This window comes from Corynebacterium pseudopelargi, from assembly GCF_003814005.1.
In the GTDB taxonomy this organism is placed as follows: domain Bacteria; phylum Actinomycetota; class Actinomycetes; order Mycobacteriales; family Mycobacteriaceae; genus Corynebacterium; species Corynebacterium pseudopelargi.
Window position 1 is genome coordinate 1,670,496 of sequence record NZ_CP033898.1, and the last position, 21,810, is coordinate 1,692,305.

Consider the following 21,810-nt stretch of genomic DNA (forward strand, 5'->3'; position numbering starts at 1 on the left):
TACGCGCCACCCCTTCCCCACCTCACATGCCAGGTGTGGGAGGGATGGTGTTTTTTGCGGTGACAAAGAGAAAACCAGCCCCTTACTGCACATTTCGCAGCACAGGGGGCTGGTGTCTTCTACCAGGCAGTACATGACGATTAGCACAGCACGCCAGCACCTTTGCTAACTCAGCACGCCAGCACCTTTGCTAATTCAGCACGACAGCGCCTTTGCTAACTCAGCAAGAAGGGCAACGCAACGCACGCCACGACGGTGCCAAAGATGATGGCGGCAAATAGCTTGCCCTGCCAGCGGGCATAGTTGAAGTCAATGCCGATGCCAAAGCGACGCTCAACTGTTACGCGCGGATCCTTAGGGTTGTAGTAGAAAAGCCCGAACTTGTAGTGGTCATTGACGCCTTCTACCTCGGCCCCCTCTGGCATCCTCCCGGATTGCTGGGCCTTTTCGATTGCTCGCTGCAAACCTCGCGTTTGCGCACTGGCCCACCAAAGCAACAGCACCAGCACCACCAGCACGAGAATCATGATGCCAATGAACAGTCCCATCCCATCCATCACGTGCTGGTACTGGGGCAGCACCGAGCACACTTGAACCACCGCGATTACAAGTGCCAGCGCCAGGCTGATGTAAGCAATCATTTTGGCTGTCAGCACCCGGTTGAGTTCACTTTGCAGGCGCCGGTCAATGGGGTGATCTTCGGATTCATTTTGCTTCATCGCGTAGGTGGCAAGCCCGGTCACGACCACCATGAGCACAATGGTGCCGATGAAGATAAAACTGCCCATAAAAACAGCGCTGATCGATTTCGGCGCAAAATCATCCGGCCCGTCTGCGCCCCAGTGGGTGGGCACCGGCGAGGGAATGTCTTCCCATCGCATCCCCACATACGCCATTGCCCCACCGATGATGAGTGCACACAGCAGGTAGAGCCACTTCACGCTGTGTGTAGAAGGCCTCGGGTGATCTATGCGTTGCCACAGTTGGGCGTTATCCATGATGCTTCCTCTCCGGCTTTCTTGTTGAGCACCAAAAGCCTCTTTGCCGGCTGGTCGCTTAAGTTTGTAGCTTAGGTCACATACTATCGGAGGCAATACAATAGGGCAATGCTTGAAGCTAACCACCACCACGTTGTACGGATCCGTCCGAGCGAAGGCCCGCACGAATACCAGCAGCTCGTGCACATTTGGGAGGCCAGCGTCCGCGCCACCCACACATTTTTGAGCGAGCAGCACTTCGAAGAAATCCGCGGCCACCTCGCAGAGGGCTACTTCCCCCAAGTCGAACTCCACGTCGCCACCATCGCCGGGAAGCCTGTGGGCTTTAGCGGCACCCACGGCGATAGCTTAGAGATGCTCTTTATCCACCCCGATTGGATGCGCCACGGCATCGGCACCCGCCTGCTCAACCACGCCCTCGAACGCGGCATCACCCGCCTGGACGTTAACGAAGAAAACCCGCAGGCCATCGCCTTCTACCAGCGCCACGGCTTTTCCACCACATCACGCAGCGAAACCGACGAGGCCGGCCTGCCCTACCCCATCTTGCACATGGTGCGCTCTTAGCTTTTCGACGCCCCCGCTACCTACCTCAAACGCCACCCACTGGGCAGACCGCGATACAGAGACCAAGCAGTGGAAGTACATAGCACGAGCGTGATGAGAACTTTGGCGGGAGTGGCGTCCAAACGCGCGCCTACATAGGCGGCGAAGAAGATGGTGCCGATCAGCAGCGCGCGACGAGCCTGCGGAGGTGCCCACGCAAAAGTCAAAGCCGTGAGAACCAGTGCTGCACCGACGCTGATCGTGTAGGAAGCGCTGCCATCAAGTGAGTACATCGCGATCAATTGCGCTAGCAGCAACAGCAGCGCTGCGGGGATCCATTTCTGCATGGCTTGAAGTATTCCTCAGCAGTAAGACATGAACGAAATGGAAGAACAATCCAAGGCAGCACCCACCCGGAGATCAACGGCGCATTGTCTTTGCTGTGCAGGGGAGTTGAAGGCGGTGGGGCGTCGACAAGCCTGTTGTTGAAATCTTCATAATCCCAGGTCTTGGGGTATCCTCCCCTGAGTAAAAATTTTCTTACCCCGTGAAAGGCCTCGATCCGTGTCCCAACCAGCTCAAAAGCCAAACACCATTAGCAGCAAGATTGCCCATGTGATGGACGATTCCATTAAGGTGCCTGGCACGCAACGGCGCTTCGGACTCGATCCGGTCATGGGTCTGGTGCCAGGTGTCGGCGCGGTCGCCGGCGCGTTGGTGGCGATGGGCATTGTGGCCGACGCGATCCGCTATCGCGTGCCAATCATCGTGCTGCTGCGCATGGGGTTGATGATCATGGTGGATATGATCATCGGCGCAATCCCTTTCATCGGCCAGGCCTTCGACTTCGGTTTTAAGGCCAATAAGCGCAACCTGCGCCTGCTGGAAGAGGCCATCGCCAGCCCAGAGGCAAAGCGCAAGGAGGCCAAGGCCTACATCATCGGCGCGATCCTCGTCTTCGTGCTCTTGCTTATCCTCATCCTGGTGGGATCTGGTGTGGCCATCTACTTCATCGGCAAGGCGCTTGGGCTTTGGGGCTAAGGCGAATACTCATCACCTGCCCCTGATGCGGGTGCCACGCTGCACTCATCTCGCCGCCGAGGTTGCAAACGCCTCGGCGGCGTTTCTTTTTTGCTTGATACAGGCCACCGCCCACATCCGGATGTTTTGCAGCATCGCAGAAGCTACTGCACGTTTACTACCCTCCTTCAGGGTCTAGGCATTGCTGCGGCGTTGAAGCCAGCGATAACGTGAGGAGCAACCGCAAGCAAAGAAGGTGCATGCCATGAACTCCAAATTCACTCCCTTGATCGCATCCATCGCGCTGCTTGCCCTGCTGCTCGGGACGTTTGTATATGCGCTTATTTCCAAGCCATCTACTTCCATAACCTTGCAGTGGTTTCCTGCCATCTTTTATGTCGCGGTGCTGCTCATTGCCGCTCTGAGCATCGCTGCAATGCGTAGACACCGCCAGCACAGCCGCCCTGTGGCGATCATCCACACCATCTCGATGCTGTCAGTGATCCTTGGTGTTACTTCCTTCTACATCTTCAATGCCCCCACCACCATCAACATCTTCGGTTTCTTAACTGTTGCTGGTGGTTCAATTATTGCCTGCCTCAGCGCCATCCCCCTCGCCGTAAGCCCCGAGCCTCAGTAGCCCGTTTTTTGTCGATAGCCCAGCAGCATCCCAAGGTGTGGCTCGAAGTGTGATGGGCACCTGCCCTACACTTTCTGCCATGGGAGCATTGCTGTGGTTCAGAGATGATCTTCGAGTCCAAGACAATCTGGCGCTGCTTGCTGCCTGCGAATCTGCCGAGGAAGTGGTGGCGGTCTATCTGCTCGATGAGCACTCCCCTGAGATACGCCCCCTCGGCGGAGCGTCCAAGTGGTGGCTCCACCACAGCCTCAAAGCCTTGCACGCAGAGCTTAGAGCACTCGGCATTCAACTCATCTTCCGCACAGGTGCCGCACGCGAGGCAATCCCCGCTCTTGCGAAAGAAGTCCAGGCCTCGGCGGTGTTCTGGAATCGTCGCTATGGCGCTTCGCGAGCTATCGACGCCGATATCAAACAGCACCTCCACCACGAAGGCATCCAGGCGAGTTCTTTTCCTGGCCACCTGCTTTTTGAACCCTGGAACATCGCCAATAAGCAGGGCGATCCCTATAAGGTCTTTACCCCCTTCTGGCGGGCATGCCGCGAACAACCTGCCCCCGCCTACCCCAAGGATGCCCCCGATCCCCTTGGTGGCACCCCGAGCGACTTTCCCACAGCCTCATTGGATCAGATCCTGCCGCTGCCGACCTGGCCGCATGAATTTGCCCAGCACTGGCAACCCGGTGCGGCGGGCGCCTACGAGGCCTTGGAGGATTTCTTAGACCACACCATCGATGAATATGCCGATGGCCGTGATGTTCCTGCGTTGGGCCACACCTCCAAGCTTTCCCCGCACCTGCGTTTTGGTGAGATCAGCCCACGCGAAGTTTGGCATGCCGTGGCCGAGCACCCCGCGCATGATTCTGAGGGCGCACGGGTATTCCTCTCCGAGCTGGGTTGGCGCGAATTCGCCTGGCATACGCTCTATCGCCACCCCGATCTTGCTACCCGCGGCCTTGATCGCCGCTTCGATGCGATGGTGTGGGAGCACGACCCGGAGGGCTTGACACTGTGGCAACAGGGCAAGACGGGGTTTGGGCTTGTCGACGCAGGCCTGCGTGAGCTTTGGCGCACCGGCACCATGCACAATCGCGTGCGCATGGCCGCAGCTTCCCTGCTGGTGAAGAACATGATGATCGACTGGCGCCTTGGCGAGCAATGGTTCTGGGATACCCTGTTGGATGCCGACGAGGCCAGCAACCCTTTCAACTGGCAGTGGGTGGCCGGCTGTGGCGCAGACGCCTCACCCTATTTCCGCATCTTTAACCCCGAAACGCAGCAAAAGAAGTTCGACGCCAACGGCAAGTACGTCAACCGCTGGGCACCCGACTGGATGGCTCACACCCCAGTGGTCGATCTACGCGAATCGCGCGCCAGGGCACTGACCGCCTTTGATGCGATCAAGGGGCTGCCACGCTAGCTGATGGCCTCGCGCGGCCTAGTTCCCGCGCAGGGGCTGGCAGTGCGGGCACCACCAGATGATGCGCTCAAGTTCGGCACGTGGGTCGTCGACAAGCGAAGATTTTTCAATCAGGCTGCCGCAACGCCTGCAGGGTTTGTGATTGCGCCCAAACACATAGGAGGTTTCGCCTGCGCGGCGCACCCCGGTGGATACGCGAATGGGTGAAAGTCGGTTGTCCCACATCAGATTGCGCGTGACCTGAAGGATCCGATCCACGTCCACGTATCGCACTCGCTCGGCGGGATGCACCCCGCAAATAAAGCAGATCTCCGCGCGGTACTCATTGCCCACACCGGCGAGAATTTTCTGATCCAACAAGGCCAAACCGATGGCTCGATCAGGTTGCGCCAGCATCCGCCGGCGCGCTTCTTCTTCGCCGCCTTCCAACCAAGCATCGCCCAACACATCAGGACCTAGGTGGCCGATCTGGTTGTGGTATTCGCTGGTGGGATACACCCGCACCATGCCCAAATCGTGGCCTACCACCTCGATGGGGCGCGGCTGCGGGGCGCCTTCGAGCTCTAGTACTACGCGCGCACTAAAGCCTGGCTTGCGCCACTTATCACCCTTGAGGTGCACCGCCCAGGTGCCTTCCATTTTCAGGTGCGTGTGCAAGATCTCCGGGCCGAACTGCATAAAGAGGTGTTTGCCATAAGGCCACACGCGATCCACGATGCGCCCATCAAAATTAGCCAGGGCGAAATTGGGCACGCGGATGCTGGTGCCAAGCACCTCGCGGCCTTGCATGAACTGCATGCGCCTGGATAGTTGATAGACGGAATCACCCTCTGGCATGCACAACAGTGTATGACTTGTTGGCATGAGCACCACGCACCCATCCCCGCTCGGCGGCAGGCGCCCCACCCGCGATGAGCTTCCCGGATTCTATGACCATCCTGTCAGCGACCGCCTACCGGAACCCGGCGCGCCACAATTAGAGCTTCTGATCGTCGGTGTGAACCCTGGTTTGTGGACGGCCGCCGTCAACGCCCCCTTCGCGCACCCCGGCAACCGCTTTTGGCCCTCGCTTGATCGCGCGGGCATCATCAGCCCCGTGGTGGATTGCTCCGCCGGCATGAGCGATAGCGACGAGCAACGCTTGCGCGAGCTTCGCATCGGCATTACTAACCTGGTTGCCCGCGCCACAGCTCGCGCCGACGAACTAGAAAAGCAGGAGCTTATCCGCGGGGCCCGCCGCGTGATTGATTTAGTGTGCGAGCTTGAACCCAAGCGCGTGGCCGTAGCCGGCATCACCGCGTTTCGCACGGCCTTCGGGCTGCGCAAGGCAAAGCTGGGCAAGCAAGATACCTCGCTGATTCCCGGCTGGCCTGCCCACGTGCCGCTGTGGGTTGTGCCTCAGCCAAGTGGGCTGAATGCGCACGAAAACATTGACACCCTGGCCGCCAAGTGGCAGGCGGTGATGCACGACTAGCGCCGCCAACCCCCAGAGCCGTACCCTCCGCGCTTCGGCCCGCGGTCGCGGAAGGGATTTAGGCCCTTCTCCCCCACGCTGCCATCGGGGTTTACACCGGTCTGGCCGTTGAAGGGCACATCTTCAAGCGCGCTGTTTAGATCACGGCCGCGTCTTGCACCCGAGCCCGTATCCACGGGTTGGCCGGCAATGCGGATACCGCGTGGGGTAATCGATGCCCCGGCACCGCGCATGAGCTCCACGTACCCGCCTGTCAGTGCTGCTTCGCCATTGACCTTCTCAATGACCAAGCGGCTGAGCATGTTCTGGCCTACCGCCTGGCTTAATGCTTGCACCACCAATTGTGCGAGTGCTTCTTGGCTAATACCGGGCGGAGGATCTAAGAGCGTGAGCGTTTTTCCGCCACGGGTGAGGTGGGCTGCAAGGAGGCCGTCGATAAGCACCACAACCGCACCGGCTGATCTGCTAAGTGTTCCTTGCACCTCTGGCCATGCCAAGGCCGCGCCATAGGGGTTGGCGGGATCGCAGGCAGCAAGGACCACCACGGTTGGTTCCTTGGTGCCACTGGGCCAGCCTTCAACATCTGGGGTATCGCTCAGGCCACGCAACCAGTCGATCACCGCAGGGGTAGAAAACTGTGCGCCACCGAGGCCTTCAATGATGTAGCCGCGCATGGCTTTACCGGACTCTTCAAAGCGCGTGAGCACGCGGTAGGCCAGCGCAAAGCCACCCAACACATCTTCTGCCACCACACTGCCGCGGGTGACCACACCATAGCGATCCAACCAGGCCTCGCCGTGGGCTACCGAACGGGCGGTGGCATCGGAATTGGCCAGCGGCGCCATGGCCCAACGGCCTTTCATATCCTCCGGTTGGCCAGCCCTTTGCGCCTGGGCAAAGCTGGTCCTGCCCATGCGTAAGCGGGAACGATTCGGTGTACGCCGTGCGCGGTACGATGCCTTGCCGCCACCTCCTGCTGCAGCAAGGCGCGCGCGGATCGGGGTGAAGCTATCGGGAGATACTAAGCCTGCCTCAAACAAGCCCCAGAGGGCCTCGCGGATTTCTAAGTCCGTGGCCGTGCCGTGAATCAAACCGAGGTCTTCGCCACTGACTTTCTCACGCAGTGCCGCAAATAAGAAGCTGCCGCCGTGGCGCATTACCTCAAGCAACTGGGTTTGTAAGTGGCTCAGTTCCACCTCTACAGGCTCTGGCATGAGCTCTGCTGCATAGTCACTCGGCAACAACATCACCCAAGGATCCGCTGCCCCAGCACTTCCTGCGCCCACCACGAGTACCTCACCGGAGGCGGTGAGCTCATCTAAGTCCAGTGGTGAATAGTTGCGCACACGCTGCGGTAATACCAGCGTTTCCCAAGCAGAAGCCGGAAGGCGCACACCGGCGAGTTGTTCGATCACGGCAAACACACCATCGGCACCCATGGCCTCGGGGCGTGTACCCATGGTGGCTACTTGCTGCCAGGCAGGCAGGAAACGCCCATAAGCGCTGGGGCTTACCGGCTGGGTTTCTGCACGCGCTGCCGCCAAAGAACGCGAGCGGATCGTCTTAAGCACCTCAGGGGCAACGTATTCCGACTCATCAATACCCTGGCGGAAATGCCCGCTGATCAGGCGACCATCTGCCTCAAAGGAACGCAAGACGGTATGAGCCACACCCGCTGCCAAACCAAAAGCGGCCTGCAGATCTGCCAACACAAATGGCCCTCGGGTGCGCGACCACCTGGCCACCAATTGCTCTAAGGCATCGGGAATGGTTTCTACCTGTGCTGCCACCCCAGGTGGAACGGGAATGCCCAAACCATCGCGCAACAGCGGCGCATCGAGTACTTGTGCCAGGTGTGGCACGCCTGCGATGCGCACCGTCATCACTCGGCCGGAAAGCGCGGCGGTGGATTGGGCATGCAGTTCCTCGGCGGATGCTGCGAAATTCGCAATATCGGGCAGTGCCTCAAGGGGTACGGGGCCAAGCACACGCAGGGCATCGGCAAGCTCCTCGGGGCTTCGGGCTTGGCGCTCGGCTGCCACGCGGCGCAGGCGCTGATCTACCTCGGTGATGATTTCTGGGTCCAGCAGATTGCGCAGCTCAACAGTGCCCAAGAGCTTGGCCAGCAAGGCTGGATCGAGTGCTAATGCTGCTGCTCGCTTTTCTGCCAGGGGCGAATCGCCCTCGTACATGAATGCGCCGGTGTAATTAAACAGGATCGAGGAGGCAAAGGGGCTTGGTTGCTGCGTGGTGACCTCCGCGATGCGCACCTTGCGCAAAGCAATAGCCCGCAACAGTGCCTGCAAGGAGGGCAGATCGTAGACATCCTTGAGGCATTCGCGCACCGTTTCCAAGATGATGGGAAAGCTCGGGTATTTGCGCGCAACGTCCAATAGCTGCGCGGCGCGTTGGCGCTGCTGCCACAAGGGCGCGCGTTTGCCGGGATGCTTGCGTGGCAACAGCAGGGCGCGAGCAGCACACTCACGAAAACGCGAGGCAAACAGTGCAGAATTGCCCACTTGTTCAGCAACAATCTGCTCAATCTCATCCGCATCCACCACAAACAGTGCCGCCGAAGGTTCTTCTTCTGCCTCAGGCAAACGCAGCACGATGCCATCATCTGAGCTCACAGCCTGAGCATCCATGCCCGTTTCTTGGGCAATGCGAGCACCCACCGCAAGCGCCCAGGCAGCATTCACGCCACGGCCATAGGGGGTGTGCAGCACCACGCGCCAATCACCTAATTCATCGCGGAAGCGCTCCAACACCAGGGTTTGCTCATCGGGCACGATGCCGGTGGCCTCGCGCTGCTCCTGCAAAAACGCCAGCAGGTTGCGGCGGGCACGATCATCTAAGCCAATGCCATCGAGTTCGCCTTCGTTGGCGAGCACGTGGCGTCGAAAAGCTCCCAAGGCTGCACCAAGTTCTGCCGGGCGGCCTGCTTGATCGCCGGACCAAAACGGCAAACGGCCTGTATGCCCTGGTGCCGGAGTAACAAGCACCTGGTCGCGAGTGATTTCTTCGATGCGCCAGCTTGAGGCACCGAGGGTAAAAATATCGCCCACGCGAGACTCGTAGACCATCTCCTCGTCCAACTCGCCCACGCGGCGCGGCACGCCCTCGCCGCCCACAAGGAACACCCCGAACATGCCGCGGTCTGGGATGGTGCCGCCGGAGGTGACGGCCACGCGCTGGGCACCGGGGCGAGCAGACATGATGCCATTGATGCGGTCGAAGGTGATGCGCGGGCGCAGCTCGGCAAAATCGGTAGAGGGATACACCCCGCTTGCCAGGTCGATCACGGCGTTGAACACATCGCGCGCAAGATCGCGATAAGGATATGCACGCAATACGGTTGCGTACCATTCTTCTACGTCCAGATCCTCCATGGACACCGCAGCGATGGTCTGCTGCACCAGCACATCCAGCGGATTCATGGGCACGCTGAGCTCTTCAATCAAGCCCTGGCGCATCCGCTGCACCGTCACAGCCGATTGGACCAAATCCGCGCGATGCTTGGGATAAAACGATCCCTTCGACACCGCACCCACCACGTGCCCGGCGCGACCAACGCGCTGCAAACCACTGGCCACCGAAGGCGGCGACTCCACCTGAATTACCAGCTCAACCGCACCCATATCGATGCCAAGCTCTAGCGAACTGGTGGCTACCACGGCCTTGAGCGCGCCTTCTTTGAGCATCGTTTCTGTCAGCGCGCGCTCGTCCTTCGACACCGAGCCGTGGTGCGCACGGGCAATCACCGCAGGCGCTTTGCCGGCAACATCGCTGGCCTTCATTAACTGTGCCGGGGTGCGCCGTAGTTCTGGCGATAGAGTCTCCGGCGCATGTTGCATCGCGTGCAACTCATTGAGGCGGCTGGTTAAACGCTCCGCAGTACGCCTGGAGTTGACAAACACCAAGGTAGAGCGGTGCGCCATGACCTCATCAAAGAGTTCTTGCTCAATAAAAGGCCAAATCGATCCCTGTTGCGGCAGCGCGGATTCTTGGCTTTGCTGCATCACGGCTGCATCTTCGGGCGTACCTTCCAGTGCATCTTCGGGTGCACCTTCCAGTGGGGACATCAAACCCAAGGGATCATCGATGGTGGCCTCACCGATGGTGGAACCAGGTTCCGGGGTAGGAAGATCCGACATATCCTCAACCGGCACATGCACATCGAGCTGCCAGCGCTTTTCTAAGGGCGGATCGACAATCTGCACCGGCCGATCCCCACCAAGAAACTTCGCCACCGTATCTAAGGGCCGCACCGTCGCCGAAAGACCAATGCGCTGGATGGGGTGCTGGGCAAGGCGTTCGAGACGCTCCAGGGTAAGGGCAAGGTGCACGCCGCGCTTGGTGCCAGCAAGCGCGTGGATTTCATCAATAATCACCGTCTCAACACCAGATAAGATCCCACCTGCTTTTGAGGTGAGCATCAAATACGCGGATTCGGGGGTGGTGATCAAAATATCCGGTGGTCTGCGCACTTGGCGCGAGCGCTCTGCTTGGGGAGTATCTCCGCTTCGCACCCCCACCGAAATCTCGGCCGGATCTAGCCCCAGGCGCGCAGCTACTTGGTTAATGCCATATAAGGGAGCGCGCAGGTTATTTTCTACGTCCACACCGAGTGCTTTCAGCGGCGAGATATACAGCACTTTTACCCCGCCGCCCTGCTTGGCAGTCTTTGGCTGCGCAGCGCCGGTGGGCAGCGCCATTTGGCCAGGGGCCTCCACTAAGCCGTTGAGCGCCCACAAAAACGCCGCCAAGGTTTTACCAGAGCCGGTAGGTGCCACCACCAGGGCGTGCTCACCGGCAGAGATGTGCCGCCAGGCTTGCTCTTGCACGGCCGTGGGCGCTGCGAAGACCTCTTGAAACCATGTGGCTACCTGAGGCCGAAAGCGCGTGAGAATGCTCTCGGTGGGAAGGTTGGACATGTGCCTATTCAACCAAAGATCTACACTGGCATACATGACTGCTCACTTTGATGATGAGACCTTAACCCGACGTCTCGCCCAAGGCACCGGCGAGGTGCTCAAAGGCGTGCGCAATGTCGGCGTGCTGCGGGGGCGCAGCCTGGGCGATGCAGGTGATGATCTCGCCCAAAACTGGATTGCACGCGTGTTGGAGCAACACCGACCAGATGATGGATTCCTCTCAGAAGAAGCCGCCGATAACCCCGAGCGCCTTGGCAAAGAACGTGTGTGGATCGTCGACCCGCTCGATGGCACCAAGGAATTTGCTACCGGTAGGCAGGACTGGGCGGTGCATATTGCGCTGGTAGAAAACGGCCACCCCACCCATGCTGCCGTGGGCTTGCCCGACTTGGGCGTGGTGTTTACCACCGCCGATTCCCGCGCGGTGAGCGGGCCGTATGCCAAGCGCATTGCCGTTTCACACAATCGTCCTCCGGCGGTGGCGGAATACATTGCCCAGCAGCTCGGATTTGAAACTGAACCAATGGGTTCTGCCGGCGCGAAGGCCATGCACGTGCTCTTGGGCGATTATGACGCCTATATCCACGCCGGTGGCCAATATGAGTGGGACTCCGCAGCGCCGGTGGGCGTAAGCCTTGCAGCGGGCTTGCACTGCTCGCGCTTAGACGGCAGCCCACTGACGTATAACAACAAAGACACTTACTTACCGGATGTGCTGATCTGCCGTAAGGAACTTGCCGAGGATATTTTGCGGATGCTGGCTGAATTCCGCGAAGAGCACGGTTCTTACTAGAGCGTGGGGTGCCTCTATTAGGCTAGGGGGCATGACCGCCATCCCAACGCCCTATGAGGACCTCCTGCGCAAAATTCTTGCCGAAGGTACCCACAAAGACGATCGCACTGGCACCGGAACGCAAAGCCTGTTCGGTGCCCAGATGCGTTTTAATTTGCAGGAGTGCTTTCCGCTGATCACCACCAAAAAGGTGCACATGAAATCGGTGATCGGCGAGCTTTTGTGGTTTTTGCGCGGCGATTCCAATGTGGAGTTCCTCCACGAACACGGCGTGAGTATTTGGGATGAATGGGCCGATGAGCACGGCGATCTCGGCCCGATCTACGGCGTGCAGTGGCGCTCTTGGCCCACCCCGGATGGCCAGCACATCGACCAGATTTTGAATGCCATCGACGTGCTCAAAAACAATCCCGATTCGCGCCGCAATATCGTAAGCGCCTGGAATGTTTCCGAGCTGCACAATATGGCTTTGCCGCCGTGCCACATGATGTTCCAGATGTATGTTGCCGATGGCAAGCTCTCGGTGCAGCTCTATCAGCGCAGCGCCGATATGTTCCTTGGGGTGCCTTTTAATATCGCCAGCTACTCGCTGCTTACCCACATGCTGGCCCAGCAAACCGGCCTTGAGGTGGGTGAATTCATCTGGACTGGTGGCGATTGCCACATTTACGATAACCACCGTGAGCAGGTACAACTGCAGCTTTCACGCGAGCCCAGGCCCTATCCGCAACTGAAATTGCACAAGGCTGCAAGCATCAACGATTACACCTTCGAGGATGTTGAAATCATCGGCTACGATCCGCACCCCGTGATTCGCGGCCAGGTGGCTGTGTAAAACGGTGGCTGTGTAAAAGACGGTGACGATGAAAGCGATTTGGGCGCAATCGATCGATGGTGTGATCGGCGATGGCAAGGATATGCCCTGGCATATTCCTGAAGACCTCGCCCACTTCAAACGCACCACCAACGGCGAGCCAGTGTTGATGGGGCGCAGCACCTGGGAGTCCATTCCCCCGCGTTTTCGACCCCTTCCCGGCCGGGAAAATCTCGTGTTATCTTCTCGCACGCCTGGCGATTGGTCCAAGGGAGCCGAGGTGATTGGGCAGCTTCCAAAGCTTTTCGACGCCTGGGTGATCGGCGGTGGCAGCGTCTACGCCCAAACACTGCCCTTGTGCTCCGAGGTAGTAATTACCGAGGTGGATGCACAGCTTGGCCCCGTTTTGGGTGATAGGGCCGTCTGTGCCCCCACGGTGGAAGACTTCGAACTCGTGTGTTCAGGCCAGTGGCAGGACTCTCGCGGCTGGGTGCTTGGCGCCGATGGGCAGCAGCATCCGGTGCGCTTTCGCATCAAGCACTTGCGCCGCAAGCAATAAATCACCACGATGGTAAGACATGAGCAACGAACAACATGTCACTATTTACGCCGCCGACTGGTGCCCTTTTTGCCAGCGCCTCCGCAAGGCGCTTGATCGCACCGAAACCCCTTATGCACTGGTAGACGTAGAAGCCGATGAGCAGGCCTCGGAATGGGTGAAGTCGGTCAATAACGGTGACCGCATCGTACCTACCGTGAAGTACTCCGATGGCACCACCGCCACCAACCCTGCTGCCTCTGAGGTTCGCCGCAAGCTCGAAGAACTCCAAGGCTAGACAACACCAAAGAAAAAGCGCCCTGATGGGCGCTTTTTTGCTTTTCTGCTCAGGCTACGGGGCGTCTTCTTCGAGTTCCCGAAGCAGATATATATCCATAATCCAACCGTGTTCGGCGCGCAGTTGCTGTTTCAGCTCTGCTACTTGCTCGCCAATGTCGCAGATATAGCCTTCGCGCAGCACCTGGTGCTCGGTGCCCAAGTAGGCGCCCCACCACATATAGGTGTTGTGGGTTGGCCCATCGAGCCAGCCTGCTCCACCGTCGAGCATGACCACGCAGTTGCGGCGATCCTTCGGCGATGCTTTGGCAAGGTTGCGCGCGGTGGTGACGTGGATGTCTTCTCCGATACGATTGAGCAGCATCTTGTGTTCTGCCGTGAGCAACTGGATTGCCGTCACACCGGGGATTACTTCTACTGTGGATTCAAGTCCCTCGTGGCGCTGCATCCGCTCGATAATCCTCAACGTGGAGTCGTAGAGCGAGGGATCACCCCACACAAGGAACGCCACGCTATCGGTGCTGTGCTCGCGGATGGCCTGTGCCAAAAGGCGAGCGCGTTCGGCATGCCAGCGGCGCACTTCTGCACGATAGTTCTCCGGGTTGCGATCCCTTGGGGGATCTTCCACCGTGACAATTGGCAAGTTGGGTGCGTGAGCACGAACGATCTGTTCGCGCAGCGCGAGCAGATCGTTTTTGGCGTCACCTTTATCCAAGGCCACTACGACATCAACGCGTTGGAGCGCCCGGATGGCTTTAAGCGTTAAAAGCTCCGGATCACCAGCGCCAATACCAATGACGTAGATGGTGCGCATCGGCTTATTCGTCGTCGTCATCACCGTAGAGTTCTGCGCGGTCTACCTCGGTGAGCAAGGTGTTGACGTTGGCGTAGGACAGGGAGTTCTGCTGGTGCAGGTAACGGTCGCACACTGCTGAAAGCTGCTTGGCGTCAAACTTATTCAGAGTGAGCAGACGGGTGAGGCTGCCGTCTTCTCCGAGCTCATCGAGGGCAAGGATCAGGCTATCGCCTTCCATCTTGACGTTGGCCACCACAGGGCGACGCTGGACATCGTGGAAAATTGGGTGAACGTTGCTCATTGCAAAACACTCCTTGTATCACGGGTGGTAGGTAGTAGCTCTAGCTTATTCCCTCAAAAGCAGTTTGTAAGCAGGATGGTTAAATTTCACTAACTTCCCTTGCAGCGAATTACAGCGATGCCCCTATATTGCGGTAGCATGTTCTCCGCCGATGAGATTCTCAAATTCTTCGCATTGGTACTGCCCCAGTAGCTCAGTGGATAGAGCACGGCTCTCCTAAAGCCGGTGTCGTAGGTTCGATTCCTACCTGGGGCGCTTTTTCTTTTTTGCTGCCACCGCAAGCACACCACCACGATGGCTCAGGGCCGTGCTGAATAGCGCTGCGCATCTCTTTCGGTTTCTTTGGTGCTCTTTTTCTCTTATATAGCGAGATATAGCGAGCCCACTTCAAGCATTGGATGCGTGCCACGATGTGGTGTTACCAGGGATCTCCTTTGGCATAGCGCCACTTCACATCTGTGTTCATACGGATATCTCTCAGTCAAGTGCCTGCCTCAGAATGGGGGTTACACCCGCTTTGTTGATCAAGCACCTTTCCAATTGCCCTTTCCTTTTCCAACATGAAATACTGTGACAGAAGTGAACTCCTGTGACTTGAGAGGTAAAAGATGAGCTTCAAGCGCGCAATCATTGCGTTGAGCACCCTCGGCCTTGCGGCCGCCATGATCCAGCAGCCCGCCCAAGCAGAAGAAAACCTGGTGTCCCAACTCCCCGGCGCTTCCACCGAAGGCACCGTGGTCATCAGCGATAGCCCGCACGTGCGCGTAGAAGTTGAACCTTTCAGCACCGAAGACTCCGCAAAAGTAACGGTGAAAAACAACTACGATCACGCCTTCGAGTGCTTCGCCCCCGGCACATCTACCGACCCAGCAACTCCCGAGAAGCTGCCGAATGTGCTCAGCGAAGCGCGCATCATCAACGACTCGATGAATTACTACCGAGCACAACCATTCCTGCCCAAGGACGGCAAGAATGTGCCAGTAATCGGTGTGATCCCCACCGATATCTTCCTGCAATACGTGCCAGAGGGAAGCTCCGGCCGAATCTTCGGCGCCGAGACTGCAGCGCGTGCCGAGCTTTCGCGCCAGTGGGATCGCGCACGCATCGCCGGCCACACCGGTGAGATCGCTCCTTTTACCTTGGATGCATCTAGCACCAAGGAGATCACCGTCAAGCTCAACACCCCAGGCCATGGCCCTCGCACCGACTTTGATGCTGGCGTCTTGCTGTATTGCACCGATGTAGAAGATCAGCAGGCCTATGTCTTTGCAGGCTATGAGCCGGGCGTAAACCCCATGTGGTCAGGCCTGAGCTCTGCAAGCAACCCAGCAATCAACGGCTCTTCGAACCGAAAGTAGGACGGCTCAGATGAAATCTTTCACCCGATTCACCAGCGTTGCCGCCGCCTTGAGCTTGGGCGCTTTGGCGCTACCGGCTCATGCTGCCAATGTTGTTCCCGGCGCAGAAACCACCGCCGAGGTGGTGATCACCGATAGCACTGCGCTTGAAGTCACAGTCGATCCCGCCGACGCAGCAGCCACCGCTATTTCCGGCAAGGTACGAAACACCTCCGAAGAGACCTTCGTGTGCGCTGGTGCAAAAGGCACCGACGCAACCGCAGGCGATGTTGCCCCAGCAGAGCTTGTGGCAAAATCTGCTGCCTACTACCAAGCACACCTCTACCGCGTTGCCCCTGAGCTGCCGGTGAAAAGCCCGGAGCTTCCCATCTTCGGCCAGCTCAACCTGGGCACCCTTGACCTTGGATCCTCTCAGGGCGCACTGCAGGGTTCTGGCCCGTTGCTTGGTCAGGCCAATGGCATCCGCAACACCATTGCCAAAGAGTATTCGGATGCCCGCATGGCAGGCCATGTTGGGCTGATTAAGAAGTTCACTATTCCTGCTGGTGAAACCGTGGAGTTTGAAGCGGCGTTGCCTGCCCCTGCCAAGGGCGCTCGCACCGATTTCCAGGCCGCTGCCTTTTTAATGTGCACCCCAAGCGAGAGCAAGCAGCCGCACGTCTTCACCGGCTATGAAGGCGGCAGCCCAGCAAAGTTCTTGGGATCATCTTCGCTTCCCAAGCTGCCTGCCAAGCCTGAAAACGAGCCACCTGCTGCAGCAAGCACCAATGGAGAGGATGAAGCCTAATGTCAAAACGTGCTTTCTTCGCAACTGCCGCGGCCATGAGCATCGCCGCGAGCGCCTTGATCACCCCCGTAGCCCACGCCGCTGGCGTTGAGGCAAGCCATAGGGATCGCGACTCCATCTTCAACCGCAGCGTGAGCTCCAGCGAGGTCACAGTCGGTCAAACCCTCACCTACACCCAAAGCTTTGAGCGCAGGGCTCGCACCGATGCGATCTACTCCTGGATCAATAAGGTGAACTCCTGCCTGGAGTATGTTCCTGGTAGTGCCAAGCTGAACATTGCAGATCAGACACAAAATATCGAGGCCGCGCAGGTGAAGGCCACCTCGGGTAGCACCACCATCAGTGCCCCCAATGGCAAGTGGACCTACTCTGCTGATCAGCCACATACATTCCAGTTGAGCTACCGAGTCACGCAAGCCTGTGCCAGCGAGCAGACCTTGGAATCTGGTTTTAGCTATGAGTACGACGGATTTTTTTGGGGTAGCAAAACCAACAAAGACTACCCAGCCAGCAAATTCAACGGCGGCCCCGCAGCGCAGGTGGTTGCCAAGATCAAAACTGCCAGCACCACTACCCTGAGCCCCCTGCCTGAGTACGTGGCCATTGGTGTGGAAACCCCGCTGATCGCCACGGTGCAAGCAGACGATGCCGCCACACTTCAAGGCCAAGAGATTCGCTTTGAAGCCGGTTCGGAAACGCTGTGTAGCGCAAACCTGAATGCCGAAGGCTTCGCCACCTGCAAATGGAAGCCTGCAAGCCTGGGTGAAAAGAGCGTGAAGGCACGCTTTGGCGGCACCGACGCTATCGCCGCTTCGGAGTCTGAGGCTTATAAGGTCAAGGTCTTAAGTGCAGTGCCGAAGCAGCCTCAAGATCTCACCTTCACCGAGGAGAAATTGAACGATCAGGTGCACACCATCGTCAGTGGTAAGGCCACCCCCGGCGCGGTGGTTGAGGCTTTGGCTCCCGGTGGTAATCGCTGTGTTGCCACCGCGGATGAAGACGGCAACTTTAGCTGCAACCTCGGCTACCTTCCCGCGGGTAAGGAGCGCGGCGTTGCGGTCACCGAGAAGATCGATGGTGTCCAAGGTGAGGTAGCCACCCTCGTTGGCGACGTTGCAGAGGGCAACCCTCATGCGTTGGAAAGCTTCTTGCAGGTGCTTCGCAAGATCGGTTTTGGCATCCAGGACTTTTTCAAGCGCCTCTTTGATCCAAACACTTGGGTTTCTCTCGGCAGCGCTTAAGCACACGCCCCTTGGCTTTACACCCCTTGCTTTTAACCTCCAGGTTCTTACCTGGAGGTTTACACTTTGTGGCAACCCCTCGATGTGCCCAAAGGAGTGCGCTTTGTCCCGCTACCGCTATCTTGCCTTGCCGATTGCAGCGCTACTGAGCACTGCAGTGATCAGCCCAGTTGCCCTGGCAGCACCGGATTCTCAGCAGCCAGTGATTGCCGATTCTCCAGGTCCTGCCGCCTGTGTTCCCTACTCCGGGGATATAACCAAGGGCAATGGGCAGTTTCCGCTCGGGCTTCAAGCCCCGGATTTTGGCAATGAGGGCTATGAGGCTCTCGAGGTAGCCGAGCGCCAAGATCTGCCCCAGCGCATTGATTTCCGCGATAACGCCCAGGGGTTTAACCGCAAAATTGAAGCTGCATTGCGCGATGGGCATATCTATGTGCGCAATATCGGCGATGCCACCTGGCGGGTGATGCCTACACCGGAGTGCATTGATGGCCAGATCATCGGCATCTCCATCAACGAAGACGCCCTGGTTGCCCTGGATCAGGCTGGCTGGATTTATACGGCCTCCAATTTGCTTTCAAGTCCCAATCGTTGGGGTTGGATCCGCGCCTGGGGTGGTCCATTTTGGTTTGGCCCTGGTTTGCAATCGCCAAGCACCACGCCGTATCAGTGGTCGCTGAGCATCATCGGCAATCGCACCGACCGCGTCTATGACACCCCCGATGGCAAGCAGCAGCCGATCTCGCTTGCCAAGGTCACCCAGGTGCTTGCCCTAGATGGTTCGCGCATCTATAGCCTCGATCCTTGGCTCGCCCGCGATTATTCCTATGAGGTTGGCAGCCCCATCAATGGTCGCTTTATCCCCGGATCCATTTCGGCTTCTGGCTCCCAGATCTTTGTGATCAACCGCTATGGCGATATGTTTACCCGCCTTGATGATTTTGACGTCAAAGGCGCCGACCCCGCCCAGTTTCGCTACACCTGGGGTGAAGATCCACGCCCTGCAGCCCCCGATGCCCTCACGCACCGCCTGGATCCGCGAACAGCCCCCATTGGCCTGCCTGGCGATGATTGGCACCCACAGCCGAAAATCCCTGGAGAAATCACCCAGCGCATCTCCATTCACTCCACCGGAGAAGGCTCTGATCAGCGAGAACTGAGAGTCGAAGGCAGGGATCAGGGCCGTACTGGTTATTGGCACAAGCAGCTTTTCGACGCCAACTGGTCTTTCACCCCCACCGATGCGCCCCTTGAAGCAGCGTTGTTAGAAAACTCCCCCAGCGACCGTTCCTCAGACACCTTGGCGCCGCCGAGTCCTTACTCCTACTCAGGAGAGCTAAGCCCCGGAGTGCAGCTCGATATTGACGCCTTCTCCTATGCCTCACCTAAGCGCGAGGTGCAGCTTCGGATCGGCCAGCGTGTATATCCACTGATCCTGCACACCGTGGATGGTCGCCTTGGTACCGCCTTGAGCATGAGAATGCTGCCAGGTGAAGGCGAATTCGGTGCCAGGCCGGCAGGGCTTGTCGAGGCCGTGCCGCGCAATTACGCCGCAGCCTTTGAGGTGCCTGACACAACAAAGGCAGCCGCTGCACACGACCTAGAACTTCAAGCCTTCTTAGCCAACTACCTGGCCGGCGAGCAATTCCACCAGGTTTATCTCAAAGTGGTGCCATCGCAAATGGAAGTGATCAACTCCCCTATCGCAGACATTGCCTTGAGCACACCGGGTGGTGTTGCCCGGTTGGCGTCGAAAAGCTAGGAGCTGCCACGGTACGCTAACCGCATGACGAAAGACCTTTCAGTGACCCTGCTCGCCGAGGCGGGGCCAGAATCCGAACCGCTGGTGTCGTTTGCCTGGATCATGGCGGTAGCGCTGCTTGGGCCAATCCTTTCCTACGCCACCGGCAAACGCATCCCAGCGGTGGTGGTGCTGATCGCTTTCGGTGTGATCATCGGCCCGCATGGCCTGGAGCTTGCCTCAGAGGCAGGCGGGGTGCACTTGGTCAAAGAGATGGGTCTGGGGTTGCTCTTCTTGCTCGCAGGCTTTGAAATCAACCCCAATATCCTGCGTGGCCGCGAAGGAAAACAAGGCCTCATCACCTGGTTAATCTGCATGGTGTCGAGCTTTATCGGCGCCTATGCAGTACTTGGGTTTAGCCGCCCAACCACCGCCGTGGTGCTCGCCATCGCGTTTACCTCCACCGCCGTTGGCACCTTGCTGCCGATTATGAAAGAACAGCGCATGCTGGATAAGCCCGTGGGCAATTCGCTCATGGTCCACGGTGCCATCGGAGAGATCGCACCCATTATCGCCATGGCAACCCTGCTTTCTACCCGCGCCACCTGGCTTACCGCAGTGGTGCTGCTTGCCTTCTTTGCCGTGGCCTTCTTAGTAGCGGCGGTACCAAAAACGGTGCACTTTTTTGCGCCCTGGATGCGAAGGGCCATGATCCACGGCGCTGGGTCTACCAACCAGACCATCGTGCGCATGGTCATGCTGCTGCTTGGCGTGCTCATGGCCGTGGCCGCAGTCTTTGAACTCGACGTGGTGCTCGGCGCATTCGCCGCCGGTGTGATCCTGCGCCAGATGGTGCCAGAGAAATTCCGCACCCCCTTGGAACAACGCCTCGACGTTGTAGGTTATGGCCTGCTCATCCCCGTATTCTTTGTCTGCTCCGGCATGGCCATCGACCCAGAGGCTGTGAAGAATAACCCCTGGTTCCTGGTGCTGTTGATCCCGTTGATCTACATCACCCGCGGCGTGCCAATTCTCTTGCGCGAGCGCTTTTCCAATACCGGCTCGCAAATACGTGGCTGGCGCGAGGCCTTCCAGTTGAGCTTCTACGCTGCAACCGCACTGCCAATTATCGTGGCCGTGACCGATGTGGCAGTTTCCTCCAAGCTGCTGACCGCCGAAAACGCCTCCATTTTGGTGGCCGCGGGCTCTGTCACCGTGCTGCTGTTCCCGTTGATTGGCAGCCTGGTCAAACCGGCTGAAGATTATGACGAAGAAGATCCCAAGGAACGCCAAGAGGCCTTAGAAAAAGAACAGGCCTAACCCTTCGCACCGTTGGGGTACTGCCCCAACTGGCGCTGCACAAATTCACTGAGATCTTCTTCGCTACCGAACACCGCGGCAGCCACGATATAGTCTTGCCCGATCGACACAGAAGAGTGCAAGCTACCATCGCTTGCCCACCCAAATTTATTTGCCTCTGCCCCCGGCAGGGTTGCGGTGCCAAAGTTTTGATCAGTGCCATCGGCAGCCTTGGGGGCGTATTCCACCATCGCCTGGATCACAGGCGAATCTGGGTCTTCGCGCAACAATTGCAGCAGGAAGTACACCACGTCATAGGTGGAGGTCACCGAATATCCCCAGCGTTGCCCATTTTGGGCAGTAGATTCCAGATCGTATTGCTCTGCGATGGCATCGATGGAGTCCGGGAAGGCGTCGAAAAGCTCATCGGCGATAGCATCATCGGAAGTCTCCACCATCTGCGTGGCTAATTCCTGCTGCTCATCATCGCCGTGCTCGAAAACGTATTGGGCGATATACAGCTTGCTCAAGCTCAAACTTGGGCGCGAAAAACGCTCATTCGCCGTGCCCTTGTGCTCGCCCGTGCGCAAGTTGAGGTAGGTGAGCTGGCTGGTTTGGGGATCATAACGCTGGGTGATCTCCGGGGCGTCATCGAAAGCCGGGGCCTTCGTGGCCATCACGGTGTGAAAATCCGTGTGTTCTGGTTCCGGGGTGCTCCCAGGGCGCAAGGCGGCAAAAGGCATGGCAATCACCGCCGCACCTGCTACAACTAGCGGCGCGGCCTGCCACCAACGAAGACCCTGGAATTTTGACATA

20 protein-coding genes, 1 tRNA gene and 1 pseudogene are annotated in these 21,810 nt (G+C 58.5%); 15 read left to right on the plus strand and 7 right to left on the minus strand.

The genetic code is table 11. The features are described 5' to 3' along the window. Window positions 1-215: 215 nt before the first annotated feature. Window positions 216-998 (minus strand): DUF5808 domain-containing protein, encoded by a 783-nt coding sequence (locus CPPEL_RS07805; RefSeq protein ID WP_123960586.1) that lies wholly within the window; start codon window positions 996-998, stop codon window positions 216-218. Between the two features lie 99 nt (window positions 999-1,097). Between CPPEL_RS07805 and CPPEL_RS07810 the strand changes: the two are divergent. Further along, window positions 1,098-1,565, plus strand: a pseudogene (locus CPPEL_RS07810) (GNAT family N-acetyltransferase); the annotation flags it as partial. Between the two features lie 20 nt (window positions 1,566-1,585). Here the strand turns inward: CPPEL_RS07810 and CPPEL_RS07815 are convergent. Continuing rightward, window positions 1,586-1,891: a hypothetical protein gene (locus tag CPPEL_RS07815; RefSeq protein WP_123960588.1), complete on the minus strand. Its 306-nt coding sequence runs from the start codon at window positions 1,889-1,891 to the stop codon at window positions 1,586-1,588. Window positions 1,892-2,108: 217 nt separating this feature from the next. Here CPPEL_RS07815 and CPPEL_RS07820 point away from each other — a divergent pair, with 217 nt between their 5' ends. The 3 genes from CPPEL_RS07820 (at window position 2,109) to CPPEL_RS07830 (ending at window position 4,621) form a co-directional block, all read left to right on the plus strand. Continuing rightward, window positions 2,109-2,585, plus strand: coding sequence for a DUF4112 domain-containing protein (locus CPPEL_RS07820; protein ID WP_123933470.1), 477 nt, complete (start codon window positions 2,109-2,111; stop codon window positions 2,583-2,585). Window positions 2,586-2,829: 244 nt separating this feature from the next. Continuing rightward, the gene (locus tag CPPEL_RS07825; RefSeq protein WP_123960589.1) at window positions 2,830-3,204 is read left to right on the plus strand and encodes a hypothetical protein; all 375 of its coding nucleotides are present in this window, start codon (window positions 2,830-2,832) and stop codon (window positions 3,202-3,204) included. 79 nt (window positions 3,205-3,283) lie between these two features. After that, entirely contained in the window at window positions 3,284-4,621 is a 1,338-nt protein-coding gene (locus CPPEL_RS07830) for a cryptochrome/photolyase family protein (protein WP_123960590.1), read from the plus strand. Window positions 4,622-4,639: 18 nt separating this feature from the next. Here CPPEL_RS07830 and CPPEL_RS07835 read toward each other — a convergent pair whose 3' ends face one another. After that, window positions 4,640-5,458 carry a DNA-formamidopyrimidine glycosylase family protein gene (locus CPPEL_RS07835; protein WP_123933467.1) on the minus strand — a complete coding sequence of 273 codons (819 nt, stop codon included), beginning with the start codon at window positions 5,456-5,458 and terminating at the stop codon, window positions 4,640-4,642. A 25-nt stretch (window positions 5,459-5,483) separates the two neighbouring features. On the opposite strand from CPPEL_RS07835, the gene CPPEL_RS07840 reads away from it, so the two are divergent. Then, the gene (locus CPPEL_RS07840; protein WP_123960591.1) at window positions 5,484-6,095 is read left to right on the plus strand and encodes a mismatch-specific DNA-glycosylase; all 612 of its coding nucleotides are present in this window, start codon (window positions 5,484-5,486) and stop codon (window positions 6,093-6,095) included. Here CPPEL_RS07840 and CPPEL_RS07845 read toward each other — a convergent pair. Then, window positions 6,092-11,029 (minus strand): Lhr family helicase, encoded by a 4,938-nt coding sequence (locus CPPEL_RS07845; RefSeq protein WP_123960592.1) that lies wholly within the window; start codon window positions 11,027-11,029, stop codon window positions 6,092-6,094. The genes CPPEL_RS07840 and CPPEL_RS07845 overlap by 4 nt on opposite strands. A gap of 34 nt (window positions 11,030-11,063) precedes the next feature. On the opposite strand from CPPEL_RS07845, the gene CPPEL_RS07850 reads away from it, so the two are divergent. Genes CPPEL_RS07850 through CPPEL_RS07865 form a run of 4 tightly spaced genes read left to right on the plus strand, consistent with a single transcriptional unit; the run spans window position 11,064 to window position 13,472 of the window. After that, a complete protein-coding gene (locus CPPEL_RS07850) occupies window positions 11,064-11,822 on the plus strand; it encodes a 3'(2'),5'-bisphosphate nucleotidase CysQ (protein ID WP_123960593.1) in 759 nt (252 codons plus the stop codon). A 31-nt stretch (window positions 11,823-11,853) separates the two neighbouring features. Further along, the gene (locus CPPEL_RS07855; protein WP_123960594.1) at window positions 11,854-12,657 is read left to right on the plus strand and encodes a thymidylate synthase; all 804 of its coding nucleotides are present in this window, start codon (window positions 11,854-11,856) and stop codon (window positions 12,655-12,657) included. Window positions 12,658-12,685: 28 nt separating this feature from the next. After that, the gene (locus CPPEL_RS07860) at window positions 12,686-13,195 is read left to right on the plus strand and encodes a dihydrofolate reductase (protein WP_123960595.1); all 510 of its coding nucleotides are present in this window, start codon (window positions 12,686-12,688) and stop codon (window positions 13,193-13,195) included. A 19-nt stretch (window positions 13,196-13,214) separates the two neighbouring features. Then, window positions 13,215-13,472: a mycoredoxin gene (locus CPPEL_RS07865; protein ID WP_123960596.1), complete on the plus strand. Its 258-nt coding sequence runs from the start codon at window positions 13,215-13,217 to the stop codon at window positions 13,470-13,472. A 54-nt stretch (window positions 13,473-13,526) separates the two neighbouring features. Here CPPEL_RS07865 and cobF read toward each other — a convergent pair whose 3' ends face one another. Further along, complete coding sequence (gene cobF, locus CPPEL_RS07870) at window positions 13,527-14,285, minus strand: precorrin-6A synthase (deacetylating) (RefSeq protein ID WP_123961286.1); 759 nt, start codon at window positions 14,283-14,285, stop codon at window positions 13,527-13,529. Window positions 14,286-14,289: 4 nt separating this feature from the next. After that, complete coding sequence (locus CPPEL_RS07875) at window positions 14,290-14,568, minus strand: cg0963 family protein (protein WP_123960597.1); 279 nt, start codon at window positions 14,566-14,568, stop codon at window positions 14,290-14,292. A 182-nt stretch (window positions 14,569-14,750) separates the two neighbouring features. Here CPPEL_RS07875 and CPPEL_RS07880 point away from each other — a divergent pair. From CPPEL_RS07880 to CPPEL_RS07905, 6 genes are all read left to right on the plus strand, one after another. Next, window positions 14,751-14,823, plus strand: a tRNA-Arg gene (locus CPPEL_RS07880). A 353-nt stretch (window positions 14,824-15,176) separates the two neighbouring features. Further along, window positions 15,177-15,926, plus strand: a complete 750-nt coding sequence (locus CPPEL_RS07885; protein ID WP_123960598.1) for a hypothetical protein — start codon at window positions 15,177-15,179, stop codon at window positions 15,924-15,926. A 10-nt stretch (window positions 15,927-15,936) separates the two neighbouring features. Continuing rightward, window positions 15,937-16,713 carry a hypothetical protein gene (locus tag CPPEL_RS07890; RefSeq protein WP_123960599.1) on the plus strand — a complete coding sequence of 259 codons (777 nt, stop codon included), beginning with the start codon at window positions 15,937-15,939 and terminating at the stop codon, window positions 16,711-16,713. Continuing rightward, window positions 16,713-17,954 (plus strand): Ig-like domain repeat protein, encoded by a 1,242-nt coding sequence (locus tag CPPEL_RS07895; protein WP_123960600.1) that lies wholly within the window; start codon window positions 16,713-16,715, stop codon window positions 17,952-17,954. Before CPPEL_RS07890 ends, CPPEL_RS07895 begins: the two co-directional genes overlap by 1 nt. A 103-nt stretch (window positions 17,955-18,057) precedes the next feature. Continuing rightward, complete coding sequence (locus CPPEL_RS07900) at window positions 18,058-19,716, plus strand: hypothetical protein (RefSeq protein WP_123960601.1); 1,659 nt, start codon at window positions 18,058-18,060, stop codon at window positions 19,714-19,716. 24 nt (window positions 19,717-19,740) lie between these two features. Further along, window positions 19,741-21,015 (plus strand): cation:proton antiporter, encoded by a 1,275-nt coding sequence (locus CPPEL_RS07905; RefSeq protein WP_123960602.1) that lies wholly within the window; start codon window positions 19,741-19,743, stop codon window positions 21,013-21,015. Here the strand turns inward: CPPEL_RS07905 and CPPEL_RS07910 are convergent. Next, window positions 21,012-21,809 (minus strand): class A beta-lactamase-related serine hydrolase, encoded by a 798-nt coding sequence (locus tag CPPEL_RS07910; protein ID WP_245990421.1) that lies wholly within the window; start codon window positions 21,807-21,809, stop codon window positions 21,012-21,014. The two genes, CPPEL_RS07905 and CPPEL_RS07910, sit on opposite strands and share 4 nt — an antisense overlap. Window position 21,810: the final 1 nt, after the last annotated feature.

Bases quoted from the DNA above. Each gene is read 5' to 3' on its own strand.
- CPPEL_RS07805 (WP_123960586.1), bottom strand. From the start codon at position 998: ATGGATAACGCCCAACTGTGGCAACGCATAGATCACCCGAGGCCTTCT.
- CPPEL_RS07815 (WP_123960588.1), bottom strand. From the start codon at position 1,891: ATGCAGAAATGGATCCCCGCAGCGCTGCTGTTGCTGCTAGCGCAATTG.
- CPPEL_RS07825 (WP_123960589.1), top strand. From the start codon at position 2,830: ATGAACTCCAAATTCACTCCCTTGATCGCATCCATCGCGCTGCTTGCC.
- CPPEL_RS07830 (WP_123960590.1), top strand. From the start codon at position 3,284: ATGGGAGCATTGCTGTGGTTCAGAGATGATCTTCGAGTCCAAGACAAT.
- CPPEL_RS07835 (WP_123933467.1), bottom strand. From the start codon at position 5,458: ATGCCAGAGGGTGATTCCGTCTATCAACTATCCAGGCGCATGCAGTTC.
- CPPEL_RS07840 (WP_123960591.1), top strand. From the start codon at position 5,484: ATGAGCACCACGCACCCATCCCCGCTCGGCGGCAGGCGCCCCACCCGC.
- CPPEL_RS07845 (WP_123960592.1), bottom strand. From the start codon at position 11,029: ATGTCCAACCTTCCCACCGAGAGCATTCTCACGCGCTTTCGGCCTCAG.
- CPPEL_RS07850 (WP_123960593.1), top strand. From the start codon at position 11,064: ATGACTGCTCACTTTGATGATGAGACCTTAACCCGACGTCTCGCCCAA.
- CPPEL_RS07855 (WP_123960594.1), top strand. From the start codon at position 11,854: ATGACCGCCATCCCAACGCCCTATGAGGACCTCCTGCGCAAAATTCTT.
- CPPEL_RS07860 (WP_123960595.1), top strand. From the start codon at position 12,686: ATGAAAGCGATTTGGGCGCAATCGATCGATGGTGTGATCGGCGATGGC.
- CPPEL_RS07865 (WP_123960596.1), top strand. From the start codon at position 13,215: ATGAGCAACGAACAACATGTCACTATTTACGCCGCCGACTGGTGCCCT.
- cobF (WP_123961286.1), bottom strand. From the start codon at position 14,285: ATGCGCACCATCTACGTCATTGGTATTGGCGCTGGTGATCCGGAGCTT.
- CPPEL_RS07875 (WP_123960597.1), bottom strand. From the start codon at position 14,568: ATGAGCAACGTTCACCCAATTTTCCACGATGTCCAGCGTCGCCCTGTG.
- CPPEL_RS07885 (WP_123960598.1), top strand. From the start codon at position 15,177: ATGAGCTTCAAGCGCGCAATCATTGCGTTGAGCACCCTCGGCCTTGCG.
- CPPEL_RS07890 (WP_123960599.1), top strand. From the start codon at position 15,937: ATGAAATCTTTCACCCGATTCACCAGCGTTGCCGCCGCCTTGAGCTTG.
- CPPEL_RS07895 (WP_123960600.1), top strand. From the start codon at position 16,713: ATGTCAAAACGTGCTTTCTTCGCAACTGCCGCGGCCATGAGCATCGCC.
- CPPEL_RS07905 (WP_123960602.1), top strand. From the start codon at position 19,741: ATGACGAAAGACCTTTCAGTGACCCTGCTCGCCGAGGCGGGGCCAGAA.
- CPPEL_RS07910 (WP_245990421.1), bottom strand. From the start codon at position 21,809: ATGTCAAAATTCCAGGGTCTTCGTTGGTGGCAGGCCGCGCCGCTAGTT.